Here is a 16,492-nt window from a genome sequence, read left to right as displayed (position 1 = left end):
GTCATTTTGGGAAGAATTAATCCCCTAAAACGACACCCTCGCGGCGTGGATCGGCGCCGCCAAACCACTCCTGCTGGCCGTTGACGGTGCGGCGCTGAATCCCCTGCAAGCCCGAATTCTGCTCGAATTCGCGAATGTCGTGGCCACGCGCTTTCAACTCGGCCACCACGGCGCGGCTGACGCGTCCCGCTTCCAGCTCGGTCGGGCCATTACGGCTGCCGAGGTTGGGCAGGCTGATGGCCTGCTGTACATCCAGCCCCCAGTCCAGCGTCCCCACCAGCACCTTGGCCACGTAGTTGATGATGGCCGAGCCGCCCGGCGAACCGGTGGCCAGCACCAACTGGTGGGTGCCCTTGTCAAACACCAGCGTTGGCGACATCGCGCTGCGCGGGCGTTTACCGGCCTGCACGCGGTTGGCGATCGGGCCGTCGGTGTCCTGCGAGTCGAACGAGAAGTCGGTCAGCTGGTTATTCAGCATGAAGCCATCCACCATCTGGCGCGAGCCGAAGGCGTCTTCCACCGAGGTGGTCATCGACAGGCCGCCGCCATAGGCATCCACCGCCACCAGGTGCGAGGTGGATGGGGTCTGGATCGCGTTGTCGGTGCCCCAGGCCACCTGCATGCTGTCCGGCGTGCCGTAATGGGCGGTGCCCATCGACTGCTCGCCGATCAGCGCCGCGCGCTGTTTCAGGTAGCCCGGGTCCAGCATGGCGCTGACGCCCTTGCCCGGCAGTGGCACGAAGTCGGTGTCGGCCACGTAGCGGTTACGGTCGGCGTAAGCCAGGCGGCCGGCTTCGGTGAACAGGTGGATGCCTTCCGCCGTCAGTTGGCCATTCACCGGCTTGTACGGGCTGATGTCCTTGTATGCCAGGATACCCAGCATCTGCGCGATGGCGATGCCGCCGGACGATGGCGGCGGCGCGCCGCACACGGTCCACTTTTTATAATCGCTGCAGATCGGCGCGCGTTCCTTGGCCTGATAGCCGGCGATGTCGGCGGCGGTCAGCTTGCCCGGATTGGTGGGATGCGCGGCCACCTTGGCGGCGATGTCGGTGGCGATGCGGCCCTTGTAGAAAGCATCGGCGCCGCCGTCGGCGATTTCACGCAGCGTGCGCGCCAGCTCGGGATTCTTCAGAATGTAGCCGACCGCGCGCGGCTTGCCGTCTTCATCGTAGAAGTAGGCGCGGGCGACCGGATCGCGCGCCAGGAATTTGTCGTGCGAGATCAGCGCATTCAGGCGCGGACTGACCGCGAAGCCGTTTTCCGCCAGCTGAATCGCCGGCTGGAACAGCGCCTTCCACTTCAAACGTCCGTGCTGCTTGTGCGCCAGCTCCAGCATGCGCAGCACGCCGGGCGCACCGACCGAACGGCCGCCGACGATGCCGGCTTCGCGCGACAGCGGCTTGCCCTGGGCGTCCTGGAACAGATGTTCGTCCGCAGTGGCGGGCGCGGTTTCGCGACCGTCGTAGGATTGCACGCGCTTGCCGTCGGCGTACATCAGGAAAGAGCCGCCGCCGATGCCGGACGATTGCGGCTCCACCAGCGTCAACACCAGTTGCATGGCGATCGCCGCGTCGATGGCGGCGCCGCCCTGCTTCAGCATCTGATAACCGGCCTGGGTGGCCAGCGGATTGGCTGCCGCCACCATGAATTTGTGCGAGGACTTGCCGGCTTTTTCGGCATAGCCGGTGGCGATTTCCGGCGCCGCATCCGGCGTGGTGGCGCGCTGCGCGTACGATGGCGCATGCAGGGCGCCGAGGATGGCGGCACTCAGCGCCAGTATCTTCAAACGTTTCATGTACTCTCCAAAGACGATCTTTGGCATCGTACACGAAATTGTTTAGATTGTTTTATTTGTGGACTATCTCGACACCACGAAGGCGCCAGCGCCGATCAGCAGCAGGCCAAACACCTTCACCGGCGTCAGCGACTCTTGCAGCGCCATGGTGCCGATCATCGTCACCATCACGATGGTGATCGCGGTCATGACCGGATAAGCCAGACTGATCGCCAGCCGTTCCAGCGCAAACGCGTAGCAGACAAAACCAAGCCCGTAGGCGCCGCAGGCGCTGCCCAGCCAGGCCAGGCGCGCGAAGCTGATGCCAGCGCCGGCCTGGCTGGACATCTTGATCAGGAAGGTAGCGGCGGCGCTGGCAACCGAGGCCAGGGCCACCCATAAGTAACCGAGGAGTGTAGGATTCATGGGCGCCGATTATACAGGCCGCCGCCACAAATTACTTCGGTTGCATGCGGATTGCGCCATCGAGGCGGATGGTTTCGCCGTTCAGCATCGGGTTTTCGATGATGGCCCGCGCCAGTTGTGCATACTCGGCCGGCTTGCCCAGGCGCGGCGGGAACGGCACCATGGCGCCCAGCGCATCCTGCACTTCCTGCGGCATACCGGTCAGCATCGGCGTTTCGAAGATGCCGGGGGCGATGGTCATGACGCGGATGCCGTTGCGCGACAGGTCGCGCGCCATCGGCAGCGTCAGGCCGGCCACGGCGGCCTTGGACGCACCGTAAGCGGCCTGACCGATCTGGCCGTCAAACGCCGCCACCGAGGCGGTGTTGATGATGACGCCGCGCTCGCCGGTCTCCAGCGGCGCGTTCTTGCTCATGGCGTCAGCCGCCAGCCGCGCCATGTTGAAGGTGCCGATCAGATTGATGGCCACCACGCGCTGGAACAGTTCCAGCGAATGCGGGCCGTCCTTGCCAACCGTCTTGGCGGCCGGCGCCACGCCGGCGCAATTGACGATGCCACGCAAAGTGCCCAGCGCCAGCGCCGCCGCCACCACCGCCTGGCCGTCGGCCTCGGAGGTCACGTCGCAGCGCACGAAAGTTCCGTGCAGCTCGGCCGCCAGCGCCTGGCCGGCATCGGCCTGCACATCCGCCAGCACCACCTTGCCGCCGTGCGCCGCCAACATCCGCGCCGTGCCCGCGCCCAGTCCCGATGCGCCGCCGGTGACGATGAATACGCTGTCCTTAATCTGCATGCCTGCCTCCTTGTTATTTGACGTTTACGTAAACGTCAGTATTATAGCAAGGCGTTGGGTATCGCATCCAGGCGAGCGACCTCATAGGTGGGACGGGCTTCCGAGTCGTTCGGCAGCTTGGCCGGATTGAACCAGCAACTGTCGATGCCGTAGCGGTTGGCGCCGAGGATATCGGCATCCAGGCGGTCGCCGATGATGATGGTGTGGGGCTTGCTGAAGGCGCGCGCCATGCCGGTGGTGTATTCGAAAAAACGGCTGTCCGGCTTTGCGTGGCCGCAGGCTTCGGAGGTGGCGATGAAGGAAATGTGCTCGCCCAGTCCCGAGCTGGCGATGCGGCGGTGCTGAATCGCCTGCACGCCGTTGGTGATGATGCCGATCTCGCCGTGCGCGGCCAGTTGACGGCACAGCGCCAGCGCGCCGTCGATCAGCACCACGGTATCGGACAGCGCTTCCAGATACAGAGCACTGGCGGTGGCCGGGTCCAGCGCCAGCTCGTGGGCGGCGAAGGTCTGGCGGAAGCGCTCGACCTTGAGGAAATCCTTGCTGACCGTACCGGTTTCAAAGGCACGCCACAGCGCCAGGTTGATGGCCTGGTACTGCGGGAACAGATTGTCGGTGGCGCCGTCGTAGCCCAGCTGTTGCAAGGTACGGCTGAAAGACAGCTGCTCGGAAGCTTTGAAGTCCAGCAGCGTATCGTCAAGGTCAAACAGGAAAAGCGTGTGCTTCATTGGATTGCTTTCAAAATGATGCGTTGGGCTGAAGCCAGATGTTGCACCGTCAACGCGCGGGCGCGTTCGGCGTCGCGCGCCTGGCAGGCGTGCAGGATGGCTTCGTGCTCGTGCTGGAACGCCGGGGTATCAGCCATCAGCCGCGCCTGCAGGCGCTCGTAGCGCTCGACCTGGCCGCGCAGTTCGCGGATGGCTTGCAGCTGCCGCTGATTGCCGCACGGCGCGTACAGCAAGGCGTGGAACTCACGGTTCAACTCACCCTGCTTGTCGGCGCTGGCGGCCTCGCCCAGCAGGCGGTGCACCAGCTCAACACGGGCCAGCGTTTCCGCATCCATGCGCTGCACGGCGCGGTGGATGGCATCGCCTTCCAGCAGCATGCGCAGGCTGTAGATTTCTTCGATATCGGTCACGCTCAGCGTGCGCACTGCCGCGCCGCGATTGGGATGCTGCTCCAGCAGCCCTTCGGCGGCCAGCTTCTGGATCGCCTCTCGCAACGGGATGCGGCTGACGGCAAAGCGCTCGGCCAGCTCGCGCTCGACCAGCCGGGCGCCGTCCGGCAACGCGCCGCTGGCGATCAGAGCGCGCAGCTCGGCAGCAAGATTCAGTGATGTGCTCATGGTCGAAATGGTATACCAAAATACCATATCAGTGTACTATTTCCATCCTCAACCACTGGAGGCTCGAATGGAACATCACTACCAGCTCACCGTGCAATGGACCGGCAACCGTGGCAGCGGCACCTCCGGCTATCGGGATTACGGGCGCGAACACGAGATCAGCGCGGCCGGCAAGCAGACAATTCCCGGCTCGTCGGACCCTGCGTTTCGGGGCGACGCCACGCGCTGGAATCCGGAAGAATTACTGGTGGCGTCAGCCTCGGCCTGCCACAAGCTGTGGTATCTGCACCTGTGCGCCGAGGCCGGCATCATCGTCACCGCCTACGAAGACCACGCCGAAGGCACGATGGACGACGAACGCATGCAGCGCGTGGTCTTGCGTCCACGCGTAACCATCGCCGCCGGTGACCGTGAACTGGCACTACAACTGCATCACACCGCGCACGAAAAGTGCTACATCGCCAACTCCGTCAACTTCCCCATCCACTGCGAAGCCAATGTCCACCTTCGGGGTCAGACCCCGAAAGTGGACATTGAATAGCGCGCGACCGAATGTCCACTTCGGGGTCTGACCCCGAAGTGGGGCCAAAAGTGGACACGAACTCGACATTCAGCATTGGACGGTGGCGCCGGCGCGGGTGCAGACTTTGCCGTTGGGACCGGCCACGCCATTGCCGGTGTTGTTGTAGCGTACGCCGTTGGCGCCGTTGCAGCCGCCGGCGTCGCAGCTGGTGATCGGCACCGGTGGTCGCGCCAGGCTGGGCGTGGCCGGCGGCGTTGGCGGCACCGGCATGGCGGGCTGTGGTGAGACGCGGGTTTGTGGCTGGCGTTCGATGATCTGCGGCACCGGCCGGCGCGGCATCGGTGATTGCGCCGGCGCCGTGCGGCAGGGTTGGACTTGCAGCGAGGTGCCATCCGAGTTCAGCTTGCAGACGGGCAGCTTGGCGTAGGCTTCGGCCGACATCTGTTCAGGATTGTCGGCCCAGGCATCGGCGCACACCAGCAGACCGATCAGCAACACGGCGGTCAGCGCGGCGGGTTTGATGATGTGCATGGGCTTCCCTCCTTCATCTCCATTATTAGCAGATGCACGCCAGGAGGGAAGCCGCCGATACAATTGGTAACTTACTGCGGCCGCAACGGTGGTGGCGGCGGCACTTCGGCTGGCACCACCACGGCCGGTGGCGGGGCCGAGGCCAGTGTCGGCGTCGGCGGTGACACCGCCAGCCAGCCGGCTGCCGGCAACAACGGCACCAGCAGCAGCGCGACGATGTTGATGATCTTGATCAGCGGGTTGACCGCCGGCCCGGCCGTGTCCTTGTACGGGTCGCCGACGGTGTCGCCGGTCACGGCCGCTTTGTGCGCATCCGAACCTTTGCCGCCGTGGTGGCCGTCTTCGATGTATTTCTTGGCGTTGTCCCAGGCGCCGCCGCCGGTGGTCATCGAAATCGCGACGAACAGGCCGGTGACGATGGTGCCCATCAGCATGCCGCCCAGCGCGGCCGAACCCAGCAGCATGCCGACCAGCACCGGCACCACCACCGGCAGCAGCGATGGCACGATCATTTCCTTGATCGCCGACGCAGTCAGCATGTCGACCGCCTTGTCGTACTCCGGCTTGGCCGTGCCTTCCATGATGCCCTTGATGTCGCGGAACTGGCGCCGCACTTCCACCACCACCGCGCCGGCCGCCCGCCCCACCGCTTCCATCGCCATGGCGCCGAACAGGTACGGCACCAGGCCGCCGATGATCAGGCCGACAATCACCATCGGGTTCGACAAATCGAACGCGATGCTGCGCCCGGCCGATTCCAGCGCGTGCGTGTAATCGGCAAACAGCACCAGCGCCGCCAGCCCGGCCGAGCCGATCGCGTAGCCCTTGGTGACGGCCTTGGTGGTGTTACCCACCGCGTCCAGCGGATCGGTAATCGCCCGCACCGAGTCCGGCATGCCGGACATTTCGGCGATGCCGCCGGCGTTGTCGGTGATCGGGCCGTAGGCGTCCAGCGCCACCACGATGCCGGCCATCGACAGCATCGCCGTGGCCGCGATCGCCACGCCATACAGCTGGCCCAGCTGGTAGGAAATCAGGATCGCGGCGCACACCGCCAGCACCGGCCACGCGGTCGATTTCATCGACACGCCCAGGCCGGCAATGATGTTGGTGCCGTGACCGGTGGTCGAGGCTTCGGCAATGTGCTTGACCGGATAGAAGTCGGTGCCGGTGTAGTACTCGGTGATGTAGACCATCAGCCCGGTCAGCACGATGCCGACCACGGTGCAGCCGATCATCTTGTAGCGCATGGTTTCATCAGGCCACAGCTGCCAGGTGACCACCACGAAGCCGATCAGCGACAGCCCGGCCGCCCACCACAGTCCGGTGTACAGCGCCGACATGATTTTCTTGCCCGGCTTGGCCTTGACCATCGAGCAGCCGATGATGGAGGCGAGGATGGATACCGCCCCCAGCAGCAGCGGATAGACCACCGCCGTGGTGCCCATGGCCCCCATCAGCAGCGCACCCAGCAGCATGGTGGCGATCAGCGTCACCACATAGGTTTCAAACAGGTCGGCCGCCATGCCGGCGCAGTCGCCGACGTTGTCGCCGACGTTATCGGCAATCACCGCCGGGTTGCGCGGGTCGTCTTCCGGAATCCCGGCTTCGACCTTGCCGACCAGGTCGGCGCCGACATCAGCGCCCTTGGTGAAGATGCCGCCGCCCAGCCGCGCGAAGATCGAAATCAGCGAGGCGCCAAACGCCAGCCCGATCAGCGGCTCGATCACCTTGTGCAGATTGGCGTCCGGGCCAACGCCCGCCACCAGGAACAGATAGAACAGCACCACGCCCAACAGCCCGAGCCCGACCACCAGCATGCCGGTGATGGCGCCGCCCTTGAAGGCGACATCCAGCGCCTCGTTCATGCCCTTGGACGCGGCTTGCGCGGTGCGCACATTGGCGCGCACCGAGACGTTCATGCCGATGAAGCCGCACGCGCCCGACAGCACCGCGCCGATCAGAAAGCCGATCGCGGTACTGGTGTCGAGTAGCACAGCAATGAGGATGAGCAGCACCACGCCGACGATGCCGATGGTGCGGTACTGGCGCGCCAGATAGGCGGCGGCGCCCTGTTGAATCGCCAGCGCGATTTCCTGCATGCGCGGATTGCCCGCGTCCTGTCGCAAGATCCAGCTACGCGACCATAAGCCATAGATCACGGCGATAACGCCGCACGCAACTGCAAACCATAAGCTGCCTGCCATAGTGTCCCCTTATTTTTGTTGATCAAGCTTTACAACCACACGGAAGTGCGAACTGCAGAACTTCAAAAATGGGATGGCGTCCGGCGTTAGGCCGTTTCAAAATGATCGCAGCGAGGCGCCGGCGACGAAGACAGTGCGAATGCACGGCGAGGCGCCGCAACGAAGCTGCGGTCTTTTTGAAACGGCCTAAAAAAAAGCGGACCATCGGTCCGCTCTACTTTACCGCTTATTTCGACAGCGCGGCAAACGCTGCATCACGAATTTGGTCGACCGGGCCGACGCCTTCGATGCGACGGTACTGCGGTGCGCCCGGCTCACCGGTCTGCGCCCAGTTGTTGTAGTAGCTGAGCAGCACTTCGGTCTGGTTGTGATACACGTCCAGACGCTTCTTCACCACCTCGGCCTTGTCGTCGTCGCGCTGCACCAGCTCTTCGCCGGTAACATCGTCCTTGCCTTCGACTTTAGGCGGGTTGAATTTGACATGGTAGACGCGGCCCGAGGCCGGATGGCAGCGGCGGCCGTCGATGCGCTCGATGATCTGCTCGTCCGGCACGGCGATTTCCAGCACGTAGTCCACGGCCACGCCGCTGTCCTTCATGGCGTCAGCCTGGGCGATGGTGCGCGGGAAGCCGTCGAACAGATAGCCGTGGGCGCAATCCGGCTGGGTCAGGCGATCCTTGACCAGACCGATGATGAGGTCATCCGACACCAAGCCACCCGCGTCCATCACTTTCTTCGCGGCCAGACCCAGTTCGGTGCCGGCCTTGATGGCGGCGCGCAGCATATCACCAGTGGAAATTTGCGGAATGTTGTATTTTTCTTTGATGAAATTGGCCTGGGTGCCCTTGCCGGCACCAGGTGCTCCTAACAGAATAAGACGCATGAAGTTTCCTAAAAACAGATATATGAGTATGGTTGGTTAGTGTCAGATCGTACGAAACTTACCACAAAACTCTGCCACAACGCCAATTTCAGGGCGATATACCGTATGAATATCGCACAGTCACAGACGTTATATCAGTGGTAACTGACTACTCGCTGACGCGAATTTTGATGAAAATCAGTAATGCTGGCGCACGCGTTCCAGGTCTTCCGGCGTATCCACGCCGGCGGCCGGCGCCGAGTCGGTGACATGCACGGCAATCGGATAGCCATGCCACAGCACGCGCAGCTGTTCCAGCGCCTCGATGGTTTCCAGCGGCGACACTTCCAGCGCCGGGTAGGCTTGCAGGAAGTCGTTGCGGTAGGCGTACAGCCCGATGTGACGGAGCGGTACATGGCCGGCTGGCAGGCTGTCTTTGGACTGCGCAAAAGCGTCGCGGTTCCACGGTATGGTCGCGCGCGAGAAATACAGGGCACGGCCAGCCTTGTCCAGCACCACCTTCACCACATTCGGATTGAAGGCGTCGGCCGCGTCGTGCAGCGGATGGGCGCAGGTAGACATCGGCACCTCGGCGCCGATGCGGGCCGCAGCCGCTTGCAGCAGCGTTGGATCGATCAGCGGCTCGTCGCCCTGCAGGTTGACGATGACCGCGTCGGCCGCCAGGTTCAGGGTGCGCGCCACCTCGGCGATGCGGTCGGTGCCGGACGGATGGTCGGCGCGGGTCATGCACACTTCCACCCCGTGCTGTTCGCAGGCGGCACGGATGTCTTGATGGTCGGTGGCAACGATGATGCGGGCCGCGCCGGACTGCTGGGCGCGCTCCGCCACGCGCACCACCATCGGCTTGCCGCCCAGATCGGCCAGCGGCTTGTTCGGCAGCCGGGTCGAAGCCAGGCGCGCCGGAATGATGACGATGAAGGACACGCTTATTCCGCCTTGTCCTGCAGGGTACGCGCCTCGTCGGCCCACATGATGGGGATACCGTCACGGATCGGATAAGCCAGGCGGTCGCCTTTGCAAATCATTTCCTGCGCCTTTTTATCGTACTCCAGCGGGCCTTTGCAGACCGGGCATACCAGGATATCAAGCAATCGAGCGTCCACGACATTTCTCCACAATTTGGTCGGCCAGCGCGCGGTCGATGCGCGCCGTTACCGGGACGACCCATAATCGCGGATCGTCTCTGAGTTCTTCAATTTGCGCACATTTTACTGCATCCTTCTCGGTCATCAAGATCAAGTCGGCCTGCAGGGCGGCAAAAGGCCGGTCCTGGAAGTCGTGATGATCGGGTAAAGGCAGCTCTGTAAAGTGCAGTCCGGCCGCTTTCAGCATGGTGAAAAAGCGCGCCGGGTTGCCGATGCCGGCGGCGGCGGCGATGCGCAAACCGTCCGGCGCGGCGCCGCCAGCCTGGCGCTGCGCGTCGGCTAGCTCGGCTAGCTCAGCCAGCGTGCGGCGGTTGGCGCGATCTCGCAGCTGTTCGGCGACGTCGCCGGCCAGCACCATCTGCAGCGGCGCACGCGCGCCGACGGCTGCGGCCAGCGCCGGCGTCAGTTGCGGCGCATTAATGACAGTGAAATCGCGCCGGCGCGACACCGGCTCGCGCAGCGGTCCGGCCGGCAGCAGCCAGCCATTGCCGGCGCCACGGCCGTCAAACAGGATGATTTCGACGTCGCGCTGCAGCTGGTAATGCTGCAAGCCATCGTCGGTCAGCAGGATATCCACCTCCGGATGCGCGGCCAGCAGCGCGCGGCCGGTGGCGGCCCGGTCACGGCCCACCATCACCGGCGCGCCAGTGCGCTGATGGATCAGCAGCGGCTCGTCGCCAACCTGCGCGGCCGTCGACGCTGCGGTCACCTCACGCGCACCCTGCTCCGAACTGCCGAAGCCGCGCGAAATCACGCCCGGCCGCATACCCGCCGCCTGCAACGCCTGCACCAGCCAGATCGTCAACGGCGTCTTGCCGGTGCCGCCGATGTAGATATTCCCCACCACCACCACCGGCACCGGCAGTCGCGACGACTTCAGCACACCGGCGCGGAACAGCGCCGCACGCAGCCCGCTCAGCAGACGGAACAGCAGGGACAGCGGCCACAGCGCGCAAGCCAGCGGACCGCGCCGCAGCCAGTTACGCGTCAGCGTTGCTTCCAGCGCCGACGAATTATTTTGCGCCACCGGTTTGCGCCGCGAAAGTGAGTTTGTCGTAGCCGGCGATACGCGCCGCTTCCATCACATTGATGACCATCTGATGCATGGCGAACTGGTCGGCATTGACGATCACCACCGGCGACTTGCCGGCGTCGCCGCCCTTGCCGGCCGCCTCGCGCATCGCTTCGGCGAAGCCATTGACGTCGCGGAACGACACCGCCTCGCCATTGATGGTGTAGTTGCCCTTGGCATCCACCGTCACGTTCAGCTCGAACGGCTTGTCGGTGGCCTTTTGCGCGTCAGCGGTCGGCAGCGTGATTTGCAGCTCGGTGAACTTGCTGTAAGTGGTGCTGACCATCAGGAAAATCAGGATCACCAGCAGCACGTCGATAAACGGGATCAGATTGATCTCCGGATCCTCGCGGCGCTGGCCTTTGCGGAAATTCATACCCGGCCCTTATTTGCGCTTGCTGTGGACGATATCCACAAACTTCACCGCCTGCTGCTCCATGTCGATGATGAAGCTGTCCACCAGCGCGCGGAAGTGACGGTAAAACACCAGGGTCGGCATCGCGATCGCCAGGCCGAAGCCGGTGTTATACAGCGCCACCGAAATACCGTGCGCCAGCGCGGCCGGATTGGAGCCGGTGCCGCTCTGCGAACCGAAAATCTCGATCATGCCGACCACCGTGCCGAACAAGCCCATCAGCGGCGCCAGCGAGGCGATCGTGCCCAGCGTGGTGAGGAAGCGCTCCAGCGTGTGCGCCACGCCGCTGCCGGCTTCTTCGATCGATTCCTTCATCACCTCGCGCGGCGCGTCCACATTGCGCAGCGCGGCCGACAGCACCACGCCCAGCGGCGAACTTTTCTCCAGCTTGTCGATGATGTCGGGCGTGATGTGGTTGCCGCGATAGACCTGAACCACCTCGTCCAGCAGCTTGCGCGGGATGATCTTGCTACGGCGCAGATACATCAGGCGTTCAATAATCAAGGCGGTGGCGACGATGGAAGCAATCAACAACAGCCAGATAGGCCAACCTGCAGCTTGGAAGATGGCGAGCAAAACAAACTCCTGTAGATAGAAACACCCGAATGGCGCAATGTATCTTGTTGGGCCGATGTCGGCAAGTGCCTGGTGGAGTTCTCAACATTTTCTGTGGACAATAATGTGAGCAAGCTCAGACCTTTTATGCCAAGTACATGATTTTAAACAGAATACTTGTGCAGCTCAAAAATCGCGCAGCTGGTGGTGAGCTTATCCCAGTTATGCCCACATTCTGTGGACAACATTGTGAGCAAAGATCATGCCTTCATACAAAGTCATTGATTCATAAGGATATTTTTCCCGTGCGCAAAAATAACGCAACCAAAATGGGGTTGCGCGGCCTGTGGAATTCCTCACATTTAATGTGGACAAGATTGTGAGCAAGGGTCTGGGCAATGGCCAATACCGTTGATTTATAAGGGATTTTTTACCCTGCGTAAAAAATTGGCAGAACCGTGTTTTTACCCCGTTTCACCCCTTAAAACCGGCTTATCCACCGCCCCGCTCCGAAACGCGACCGATAAGTTCCTGCTATCGTCCACTTCTGCACATTTTGTGTGGATAAGATTGTTAGCAAGGAAGCGCTTAGCTAATCAAGCTGTTGATTTACAAGGACTAAATTGCCATGCGTAAAAATAAAGCAGCCGTTTTAGCCGGGTGACCAGGGCAGTGAAATGCATGCGGATGCACCGCCAGACATATTCACCCAGCCATGCCCCGAGTGGACAAATCCAGAGTTTTGCACAAATTCTGTGGATAAAAGTGTGCGAAACCGTGCACAGCACCGATTAAGTCATTGATTCGTCACAATATACTTTCCGTGCATAAATTTTGAGCATGATAAAATCAACAACAAGAAAAAGCCTATCGGTCACCAAAGTTTCACACATCTTTTGTGGATAACTTTGTGCGTAACCACCCTCCCCATCGGCAAAGTACTTGATCCATAAGGACTTTTCCGCTTTGCACGCAAATACGGCAGAAATGTTTACCCTTTAAAATCATGGACCTACCTATAATAGCTGGTGCTTTACCTGCTCTATGACCGCTGTGTGACCAATCTCACATAGTGTGGATAGTTTCCTTTTTTGAAATCTATGAACTTCGACCAACGCAACGATTCCGCCCCCGTCATCAGCGTCAGCGCGCTCAACCAGGCGGTGGGGCGGCTGCTGGAACGCAGCTTCCCCTTGCAGTGGATATCTGGCGAAATTTCCAACTTCACGCGGGCGGCATCGGGCCACTGGTACTTCACGCTGAAGGACGACGGCGCCCAGGTGCGGGCGGTGATGTTCCGCGGCCGCGCGCAATACGCCAACTTCGTGCCGCGCGAGGGCGACAAGGTCGAGGTGCGGGCGCTGGTCACGCTGTACGGGCCGAGGGGCGATTACCAGATCAACGTCGAAGCGATCCGCCGCGCCGGCGTGGGCTCGCTGTTCGAAGCGTTTCAGCGGCTGAAGGAAAAGCTGGACGCGGCCGGCCTGTTCCACCCCGAGCGCAAGCGCGCGCTGCCGATGTTCCCGCGCGCGATCGGCATCGTCACCAGCCCGCAGGCCGCCGCGCTGCGCGACGTGCTGACCGCGCTGCAGCGGCGCGCGCCGCATGTGCAAGTGATCCTGTATCCGACGCCGGTGCAGGGTCAACTGGCCGGCGAGAAAATCGCCGCCGCCATCGACACCGCCTCGCTGCGCAATGAGTGTGACGTACTGATCGTTTGCCGTGGCGGCGGCAGCATCGAAGACCTGTGGTCGTTCAACGAAGAAGACGTCGCCTACGCGGTGGCCAACTGCCGCATGCCGGTGATTTCCGGCGTCGGCCACGAGACCGACTTCACCATCTGCGACTTTGCCGCCGACCTGCGCGCCGCCACACCGACCGCCGCCGCCGAACTGGCCGCGACGCCGCGCGCCGACTGGATCGGCTCACTGAAAGCCGACGTCATCGACCTGCGCCGCGCCATGCGGCGCGCCCTGAACGACGCCGAGCAGACACTGGACAACCACCAGCGCCGGCTGCTGAATCCGGGCGCCCAGATCGAACAGCAGCGCCACAAACTGCGCGCCCACGCCACCGCCCTCACCCACGCCAACCGCGCGCCGCTGACACAGGCGCGGCATCAACTGGAACGCCTGAGCGGCCGCCTGAGCGCACGCAAGCCCGACGCCGGCGCCAGCCGCTCCGCGCTAAGCGGCCTGCAGCACCGCGCCGCCACCAGCATCGCGCGCCAGCTGCATCACAAGCGCGACGCGCTAAGCGCATTAGCTGCACAACTGGAATTACTGAATCCACAGCGCACACTGGAGCGCGGCTACGCCATCGTCACGGACGACCACGGCAGCGTCGTGCGCGCACCGTCGCAGCTGAAGCCGGACAGCACCATCAACCTGCGCCTGGCCGAAGGCAGCGCCCAGGCCAAAGCCATCTAAACCCGGGGTCAATCCTCCCAAAGCTACACGGGCTCTACCGTAGCGTCCCGCTACGGTAGAGCCCGTGTAGCTTTGGGAGGATTGACCCCGGGTTTTACGCGGCGGACAGCATGGCCGACATGCCGATCAGCGTCGGATAGGGTTCGGTGATGAGGTAGGTGGGGATGTGGGCCAGGTAGTCTGAGAAGCGGCCCTTCTGTTCAAAGCGGGCGCGGAAGCCGGAGCGGTCCAGCAAGTCGCCCAGCTTCTGTACGGTGCGGCCGCCAAGGTAGATGCCGCCCTTGGCGCCCAGCGTCAACGCGACGTTGCCGGCCACCGTGCCCAGCATGTCGCAAAACGCCAAGAGCGTCTCTTCGCACACCGGATCGTGCCGGTGCATGCCGCGCTCCATGATTTCGGCCGTGCTGAGGTTCTGCGGCTCGACCCGCGCCCGCTCGCACAGCGCGCGGTACACCAGCGCGATGCCGATGCCGGACACCAGCCGCTCACTCGACACATGCTCGTGATAGCGCCGCGCGTAACGCAGGATGTCGATCTCGCGCTCGTTCATCGGCGCGAAGGTGGCGTGGCCGCCCTCGCTGTCGATGGCAATCCAGCGCTCGCCGGCCGGCACCAGCCCGGACACGCCTAGCCCCGCATCCGCGCCCACCAGACCGATGGTGGCGCCGCTGCGGATGATGCCGCCGCCAATCTGCCGCTTGTACTCCGGCGCCAGATACGGCAAGGCGCTGGCCAGCGCGGTGAAGTCGTTCACCACCACCAGCGACTTCAGGCTGAATTGCGAACACACGGCTTCAATCGAGAACGACCAGTGGTGGTTGGTCATGGTGACCCAGTCGCCATCGATCGGATTGGCGATGGCGATGCCGGCAAAGCGCGCCTGGTAGCCGCCCGCCGCCACCGTGGCCGGCTGCGACAGATAGGCCACCATCGCCGCCCCCAAGGTCGGATAGGCGGCGCACTCGGTCAGCCAGATCGCCTCGATCTGGTTGGGCGCGGTTTCCAGGCCGAAGCTGGCGCTGCTGCCGCCGATGTCGGCCAGAATGCGCGGGCCGTGCGCGAGGTGCGAAAATGCGTCGCGTTTCATGTCTCTTCCGTTCTATCTCTGGTGATGCGGGCTTGTTTCTGCATTATATTTCACGCGATTTCATGCAATAATATGAAAACGTTTTCAAGCCGCTTTTTCATTAAATACGCTCATGCCCCGAAAGTCAATGCTTCATCTGATGGAGAGGCTGGCAAAATATGGTAATCTTCGGAGAAAAGGTTTTCATAACTACATCGATAAGGTAACAACTTGGCTGACACTCCTCTTTCTTCCGGCCCATCGACCCTGATGGATGTTGCACGCCAGGCGGGAGTGTCCCCGAGCACGGTTTCACGCATCCTCAACGGCACCGCCAAGGTCTCGGACGACAAGCGCCAGGCGGTGCTGGCCGCGATCGAGAAAATGAACTTCGCGCCGAATCAGATGGCGCAGGGGCTGAAAAAAGGCCGTTCGATGACGATCGGCATCGTGGTGCAGGATATCTCCTCCCCTTTCTTTGACGAAACGCTGCGCGGCGTCGACGACGGCCTCAAGGGCACTGGCTTTGCGTCGGTGATCGTCAGCGGCCACTGGAATGCCGAGGAAGAGGCCGAGCGCATGCGGCTGCTGCTGGCGCGCAAGGTGGACGGCATCATCCTGCTGTCCGGCCGCATGGACGATGACACCGTGCTGCGCTTTTCGACCCAGCGGCCGATCGTCTCGACCGGCCGCGCGCTGCAAACCCGCAGTGCGCTGGGCTTCAAGATGGACAATGAATACGGCGCCTATCTGGCGGTGCATCACCTGATCGAGCTGGGCCACCGTCAGATCGCCTTTATCTCCGGCCCGTCCAACAACAGCGACGCCGACGAGCGCCTGGCCGGCTACAAGCGCGCGCTGGAGGAAGCCAACATCCCGCTGGACGAGCAGTTGATCGTCGAGGGTAACTACCACGAGGCCAGCGGCATGCTGGCCATGAACCGGCTGTTCGACACCCACCAGCAATTCACCGCCGTGTTTGCCGCCAACGACCTGAGCGCCTATGGCGCGCGGCTGGCCTTGTACCGCAAGGGCATCCGGGTGCCGGACGACATCTCGCTGGTCGGCTTCGACGACCTGCCCGGCTCCTCGTACACCACGCCGCCGCTGACCACCATCCGCCAGCCGCTGTACGACATCGGCCGCATCGCCACCCAGGCGCTGCTGCGCATCATCAACGGCGACGAGGCGCGCGGCGAGGTGCCGCCGCTGGAATTGATCGTGCGCGAGACCACGCGCCGGGTGCGCTGACGGCCGGGTTGGCGGCTATAGTATCCACACGGAACCGGGGTGATTTCCAGCAGGGACGGCCCATCCGCTTTACAATG

17 protein-coding genes are annotated in these 16,492 nt (G+C 63.0%); 3 read left to right on the top strand and 14 right to left on the bottom strand.

From position 1 onward, the window contains the following. Positions 1-16: 16 nt before the first annotated feature. From ggt to GJ699_RS23670, 5 genes are all read right to left on the bottom strand, one after another. Positions 17-1,798, bottom strand: coding sequence for a gamma-glutamyltransferase (gene ggt / locus GJ699_RS23690; RefSeq protein ID WP_154380983.1), 1,782 nt, complete (start codon positions 1,796-1,798; stop codon positions 17-19). Between the two features lie 63 nt (positions 1,799-1,861). Next, positions 1,862-2,203, bottom strand: coding sequence for an SMR family transporter (locus GJ699_RS23685; protein WP_154380981.1), 342 nt, complete (start codon positions 2,201-2,203; stop codon positions 1,862-1,864). A 31-nt stretch (positions 2,204-2,234) separates the two neighbouring features. Further along, entirely contained in the window at positions 2,235-2,993 is a 759-nt protein-coding gene (locus tag GJ699_RS23680) for a 3-hydroxyacyl-CoA dehydrogenase (RefSeq protein WP_154380979.1), read from the bottom strand. Positions 2,994-3,034: 41 nt separating this feature from the next. Beyond that, positions 3,035-3,721: a YjjG family noncanonical pyrimidine nucleotidase gene (locus GJ699_RS23675; protein WP_154380977.1), complete on the bottom strand. Its 687-nt coding sequence runs from the start codon at positions 3,719-3,721 to the stop codon at positions 3,035-3,037. Continuing rightward, positions 3,718-4,338 (bottom strand): GntR family transcriptional regulator, encoded by a 621-nt coding sequence (locus GJ699_RS23670; protein ID WP_229262267.1) that lies wholly within the window; start codon positions 4,336-4,338, stop codon positions 3,718-3,720. Before GJ699_RS23670 ends, GJ699_RS23675 begins: the two co-directional genes overlap by 4 nt. Before the next feature lie 67 nt (positions 4,339-4,405). On the opposite strand from GJ699_RS23670, the gene GJ699_RS23665 reads away from it, so the two are divergent. Then, complete coding sequence (locus GJ699_RS23665; protein ID WP_154380973.1) at positions 4,406-4,879, top strand: OsmC family protein; 474 nt, start codon at positions 4,406-4,408, stop codon at positions 4,877-4,879. A gap of 69 nt (positions 4,880-4,948) precedes the next feature. On the opposite strand, the gene GJ699_RS23660 is transcribed toward GJ699_RS23665, so the two are convergent. The 8 genes from GJ699_RS23660 to GJ699_RS23625 form a co-directional block, all read right to left on the bottom strand. Beyond that, positions 4,949-5,392, bottom strand: coding sequence for a hypothetical protein (locus GJ699_RS23660; RefSeq protein WP_154380971.1), 444 nt, complete (start codon positions 5,390-5,392; stop codon positions 4,949-4,951). A 71-nt stretch (positions 5,393-5,463) separates the two neighbouring features. Then, a complete protein-coding gene (locus GJ699_RS23655) occupies positions 5,464-7,599 on the bottom strand; it encodes a sodium-translocating pyrophosphatase (RefSeq protein WP_154380969.1) in 2,136 nt (711 codons plus the stop codon). Positions 7,600-7,825: 226 nt separating this feature from the next. Beyond that, complete coding sequence (gene adk, locus GJ699_RS23650) at positions 7,826-8,482, bottom strand: adenylate kinase (RefSeq protein WP_154380967.1); 657 nt, start codon at positions 8,480-8,482, stop codon at positions 7,826-7,828. A gap of 177 nt (positions 8,483-8,659) precedes the next feature. Further along, positions 8,660-9,406 (bottom strand): 3-deoxy-manno-octulosonate cytidylyltransferase, encoded by a 747-nt coding sequence (gene kdsB, locus GJ699_RS23645; RefSeq protein ID WP_371867651.1) that lies wholly within the window; start codon positions 9,404-9,406, stop codon positions 8,660-8,662. 2 nt (positions 9,407-9,408) lie between these two features. Beyond that, on the bottom strand, positions 9,409-9,585 hold the full coding sequence (locus GJ699_RS23640) for a Trm112 family protein (protein WP_008446346.1): 177 nt from the start codon (positions 9,583-9,585) through the stop codon (positions 9,409-9,411). After that, positions 9,566-10,654 carry a tetraacyldisaccharide 4'-kinase gene (lpxK, locus tag GJ699_RS23635; RefSeq protein ID WP_371867650.1) on the bottom strand — a complete coding sequence of 363 codons (1,089 nt, stop codon included), beginning with the start codon at positions 10,652-10,654 and terminating at the stop codon, positions 9,566-9,568. Before lpxK ends, GJ699_RS23640 begins: the two co-directional genes overlap by 20 nt. Next, on the bottom strand, positions 10,641-11,075 hold the full coding sequence (locus GJ699_RS23630; RefSeq protein ID WP_154380965.1) for an ExbD/TolR family protein: 435 nt from the start codon (positions 11,073-11,075) through the stop codon (positions 10,641-10,643). The genes lpxK and GJ699_RS23630 overlap by 14 nt, the downstream gene beginning before the upstream one ends. Before the next feature lie 9 nt (positions 11,076-11,084). Further along, positions 11,085-11,690 carry a MotA/TolQ/ExbB proton channel family protein gene (locus GJ699_RS23625; protein WP_154380963.1) on the bottom strand — a complete coding sequence of 202 codons (606 nt, stop codon included), beginning with the start codon at positions 11,688-11,690 and terminating at the stop codon, positions 11,085-11,087. Between the two features lie 1,079 nt (positions 11,691-12,769). Between GJ699_RS23625 and xseA the strand changes: the two genes are divergently transcribed. After that, entirely contained in the window at positions 12,770-14,098 is a 1,329-nt protein-coding gene (xseA, locus tag GJ699_RS23620) for an exodeoxyribonuclease VII large subunit (protein ID WP_154380961.1), read from the top strand. 94 nt (positions 14,099-14,192) lie between these two features. On the opposite strand, the gene glk is transcribed toward xseA, so the two are convergent. Continuing rightward, positions 14,193-15,185, bottom strand: a complete 993-nt coding sequence (gene glk, locus GJ699_RS23615; RefSeq protein WP_154380959.1) for a glucokinase — start codon at positions 15,183-15,185, stop codon at positions 14,193-14,195. A gap of 210 nt (positions 15,186-15,395) precedes the next feature. On the opposite strand from glk, the gene GJ699_RS23610 reads away from it, so the two are divergent. Next, positions 15,396-16,415 carry a LacI family DNA-binding transcriptional regulator gene (locus GJ699_RS23610; protein ID WP_308495533.1) on the top strand — a complete coding sequence of 340 codons (1,020 nt, stop codon included), beginning with the start codon at positions 15,396-15,398 and terminating at the stop codon, positions 16,413-16,415. Positions 16,416-16,492: the final 77 nt, after the last annotated feature.

Origin of the sequence: Duganella guangzhouensis (genome assembly GCF_009674535.1) — a bacterium.
GTDB lineage: Bacteria > Pseudomonadota > Gammaproteobacteria > Burkholderiales > Burkholderiaceae_D > Rugamonas > Rugamonas guangzhouensis.
The sequence above is the reverse complement of the archived record's forward strand: the minus strand, read 5'-3'. Positions and strand labels throughout refer to the sequence as shown.

Coding starts and splice junctions, on each gene's coding strand:
- adk (WP_154380967.1), bottom strand. CDS start 8,482: ATGCGTCTTATTCTGTTAGGAGCACCTGGTGCCGGCAAGGGCACCCAG.
- GJ699_RS23680 (WP_154380979.1), bottom strand. CDS start 2,993: ATGCAGATTAAGGACAGCGTATTCATCGTCACCGGCGGCGCATCGGGA.
- GJ699_RS23675 (WP_154380977.1), bottom strand. CDS start 3,721: ATGAAGCACACGCTTTTCCTGTTTGACCTTGACGATACGCTGCTGGAC.
- GJ699_RS23630 (WP_154380965.1), bottom strand. CDS start 11,075: ATGAATTTCCGCAAAGGCCAGCGCCGCGAGGATCCGGAGATCAATCTG.
- xseA (WP_154380961.1), top strand. CDS start 12,770: ATGAACTTCGACCAACGCAACGATTCCGCCCCCGTCATCAGCGTCAGC.
- GJ699_RS23670 (WP_229262267.1), bottom strand. CDS start 4,338: ATGAGCACATCACTGAATCTTGCTGCCGAGCTGCGCGCTCTGATCGCC.
- GJ699_RS23685 (WP_154380981.1), bottom strand. CDS start 2,203: ATGAATCCTACACTCCTCGGTTACTTATGGGTGGCCCTGGCCTCGGTT.
- GJ699_RS23665 (WP_154380973.1), top strand. CDS start 4,406: ATGGAACATCACTACCAGCTCACCGTGCAATGGACCGGCAACCGTGGC.
- glk (WP_154380959.1), bottom strand. CDS start 15,185: ATGAAACGCGACGCATTTTCGCACCTCGCGCACGGCCCGCGCATTCTG.
- ggt (WP_154380983.1), bottom strand. CDS start 1,798: ATGAAACGTTTGAAGATACTGGCGCTGAGTGCCGCCATCCTCGGCGCC.
- GJ699_RS23660 (WP_154380971.1), bottom strand. CDS start 5,392: ATGCACATCATCAAACCCGCCGCGCTGACCGCCGTGTTGCTGATCGGT.
- GJ699_RS23655 (WP_154380969.1), bottom strand. CDS start 7,599: ATGGCAGGCAGCTTATGGTTTGCAGTTGCGTGCGGCGTTATCGCCGTG.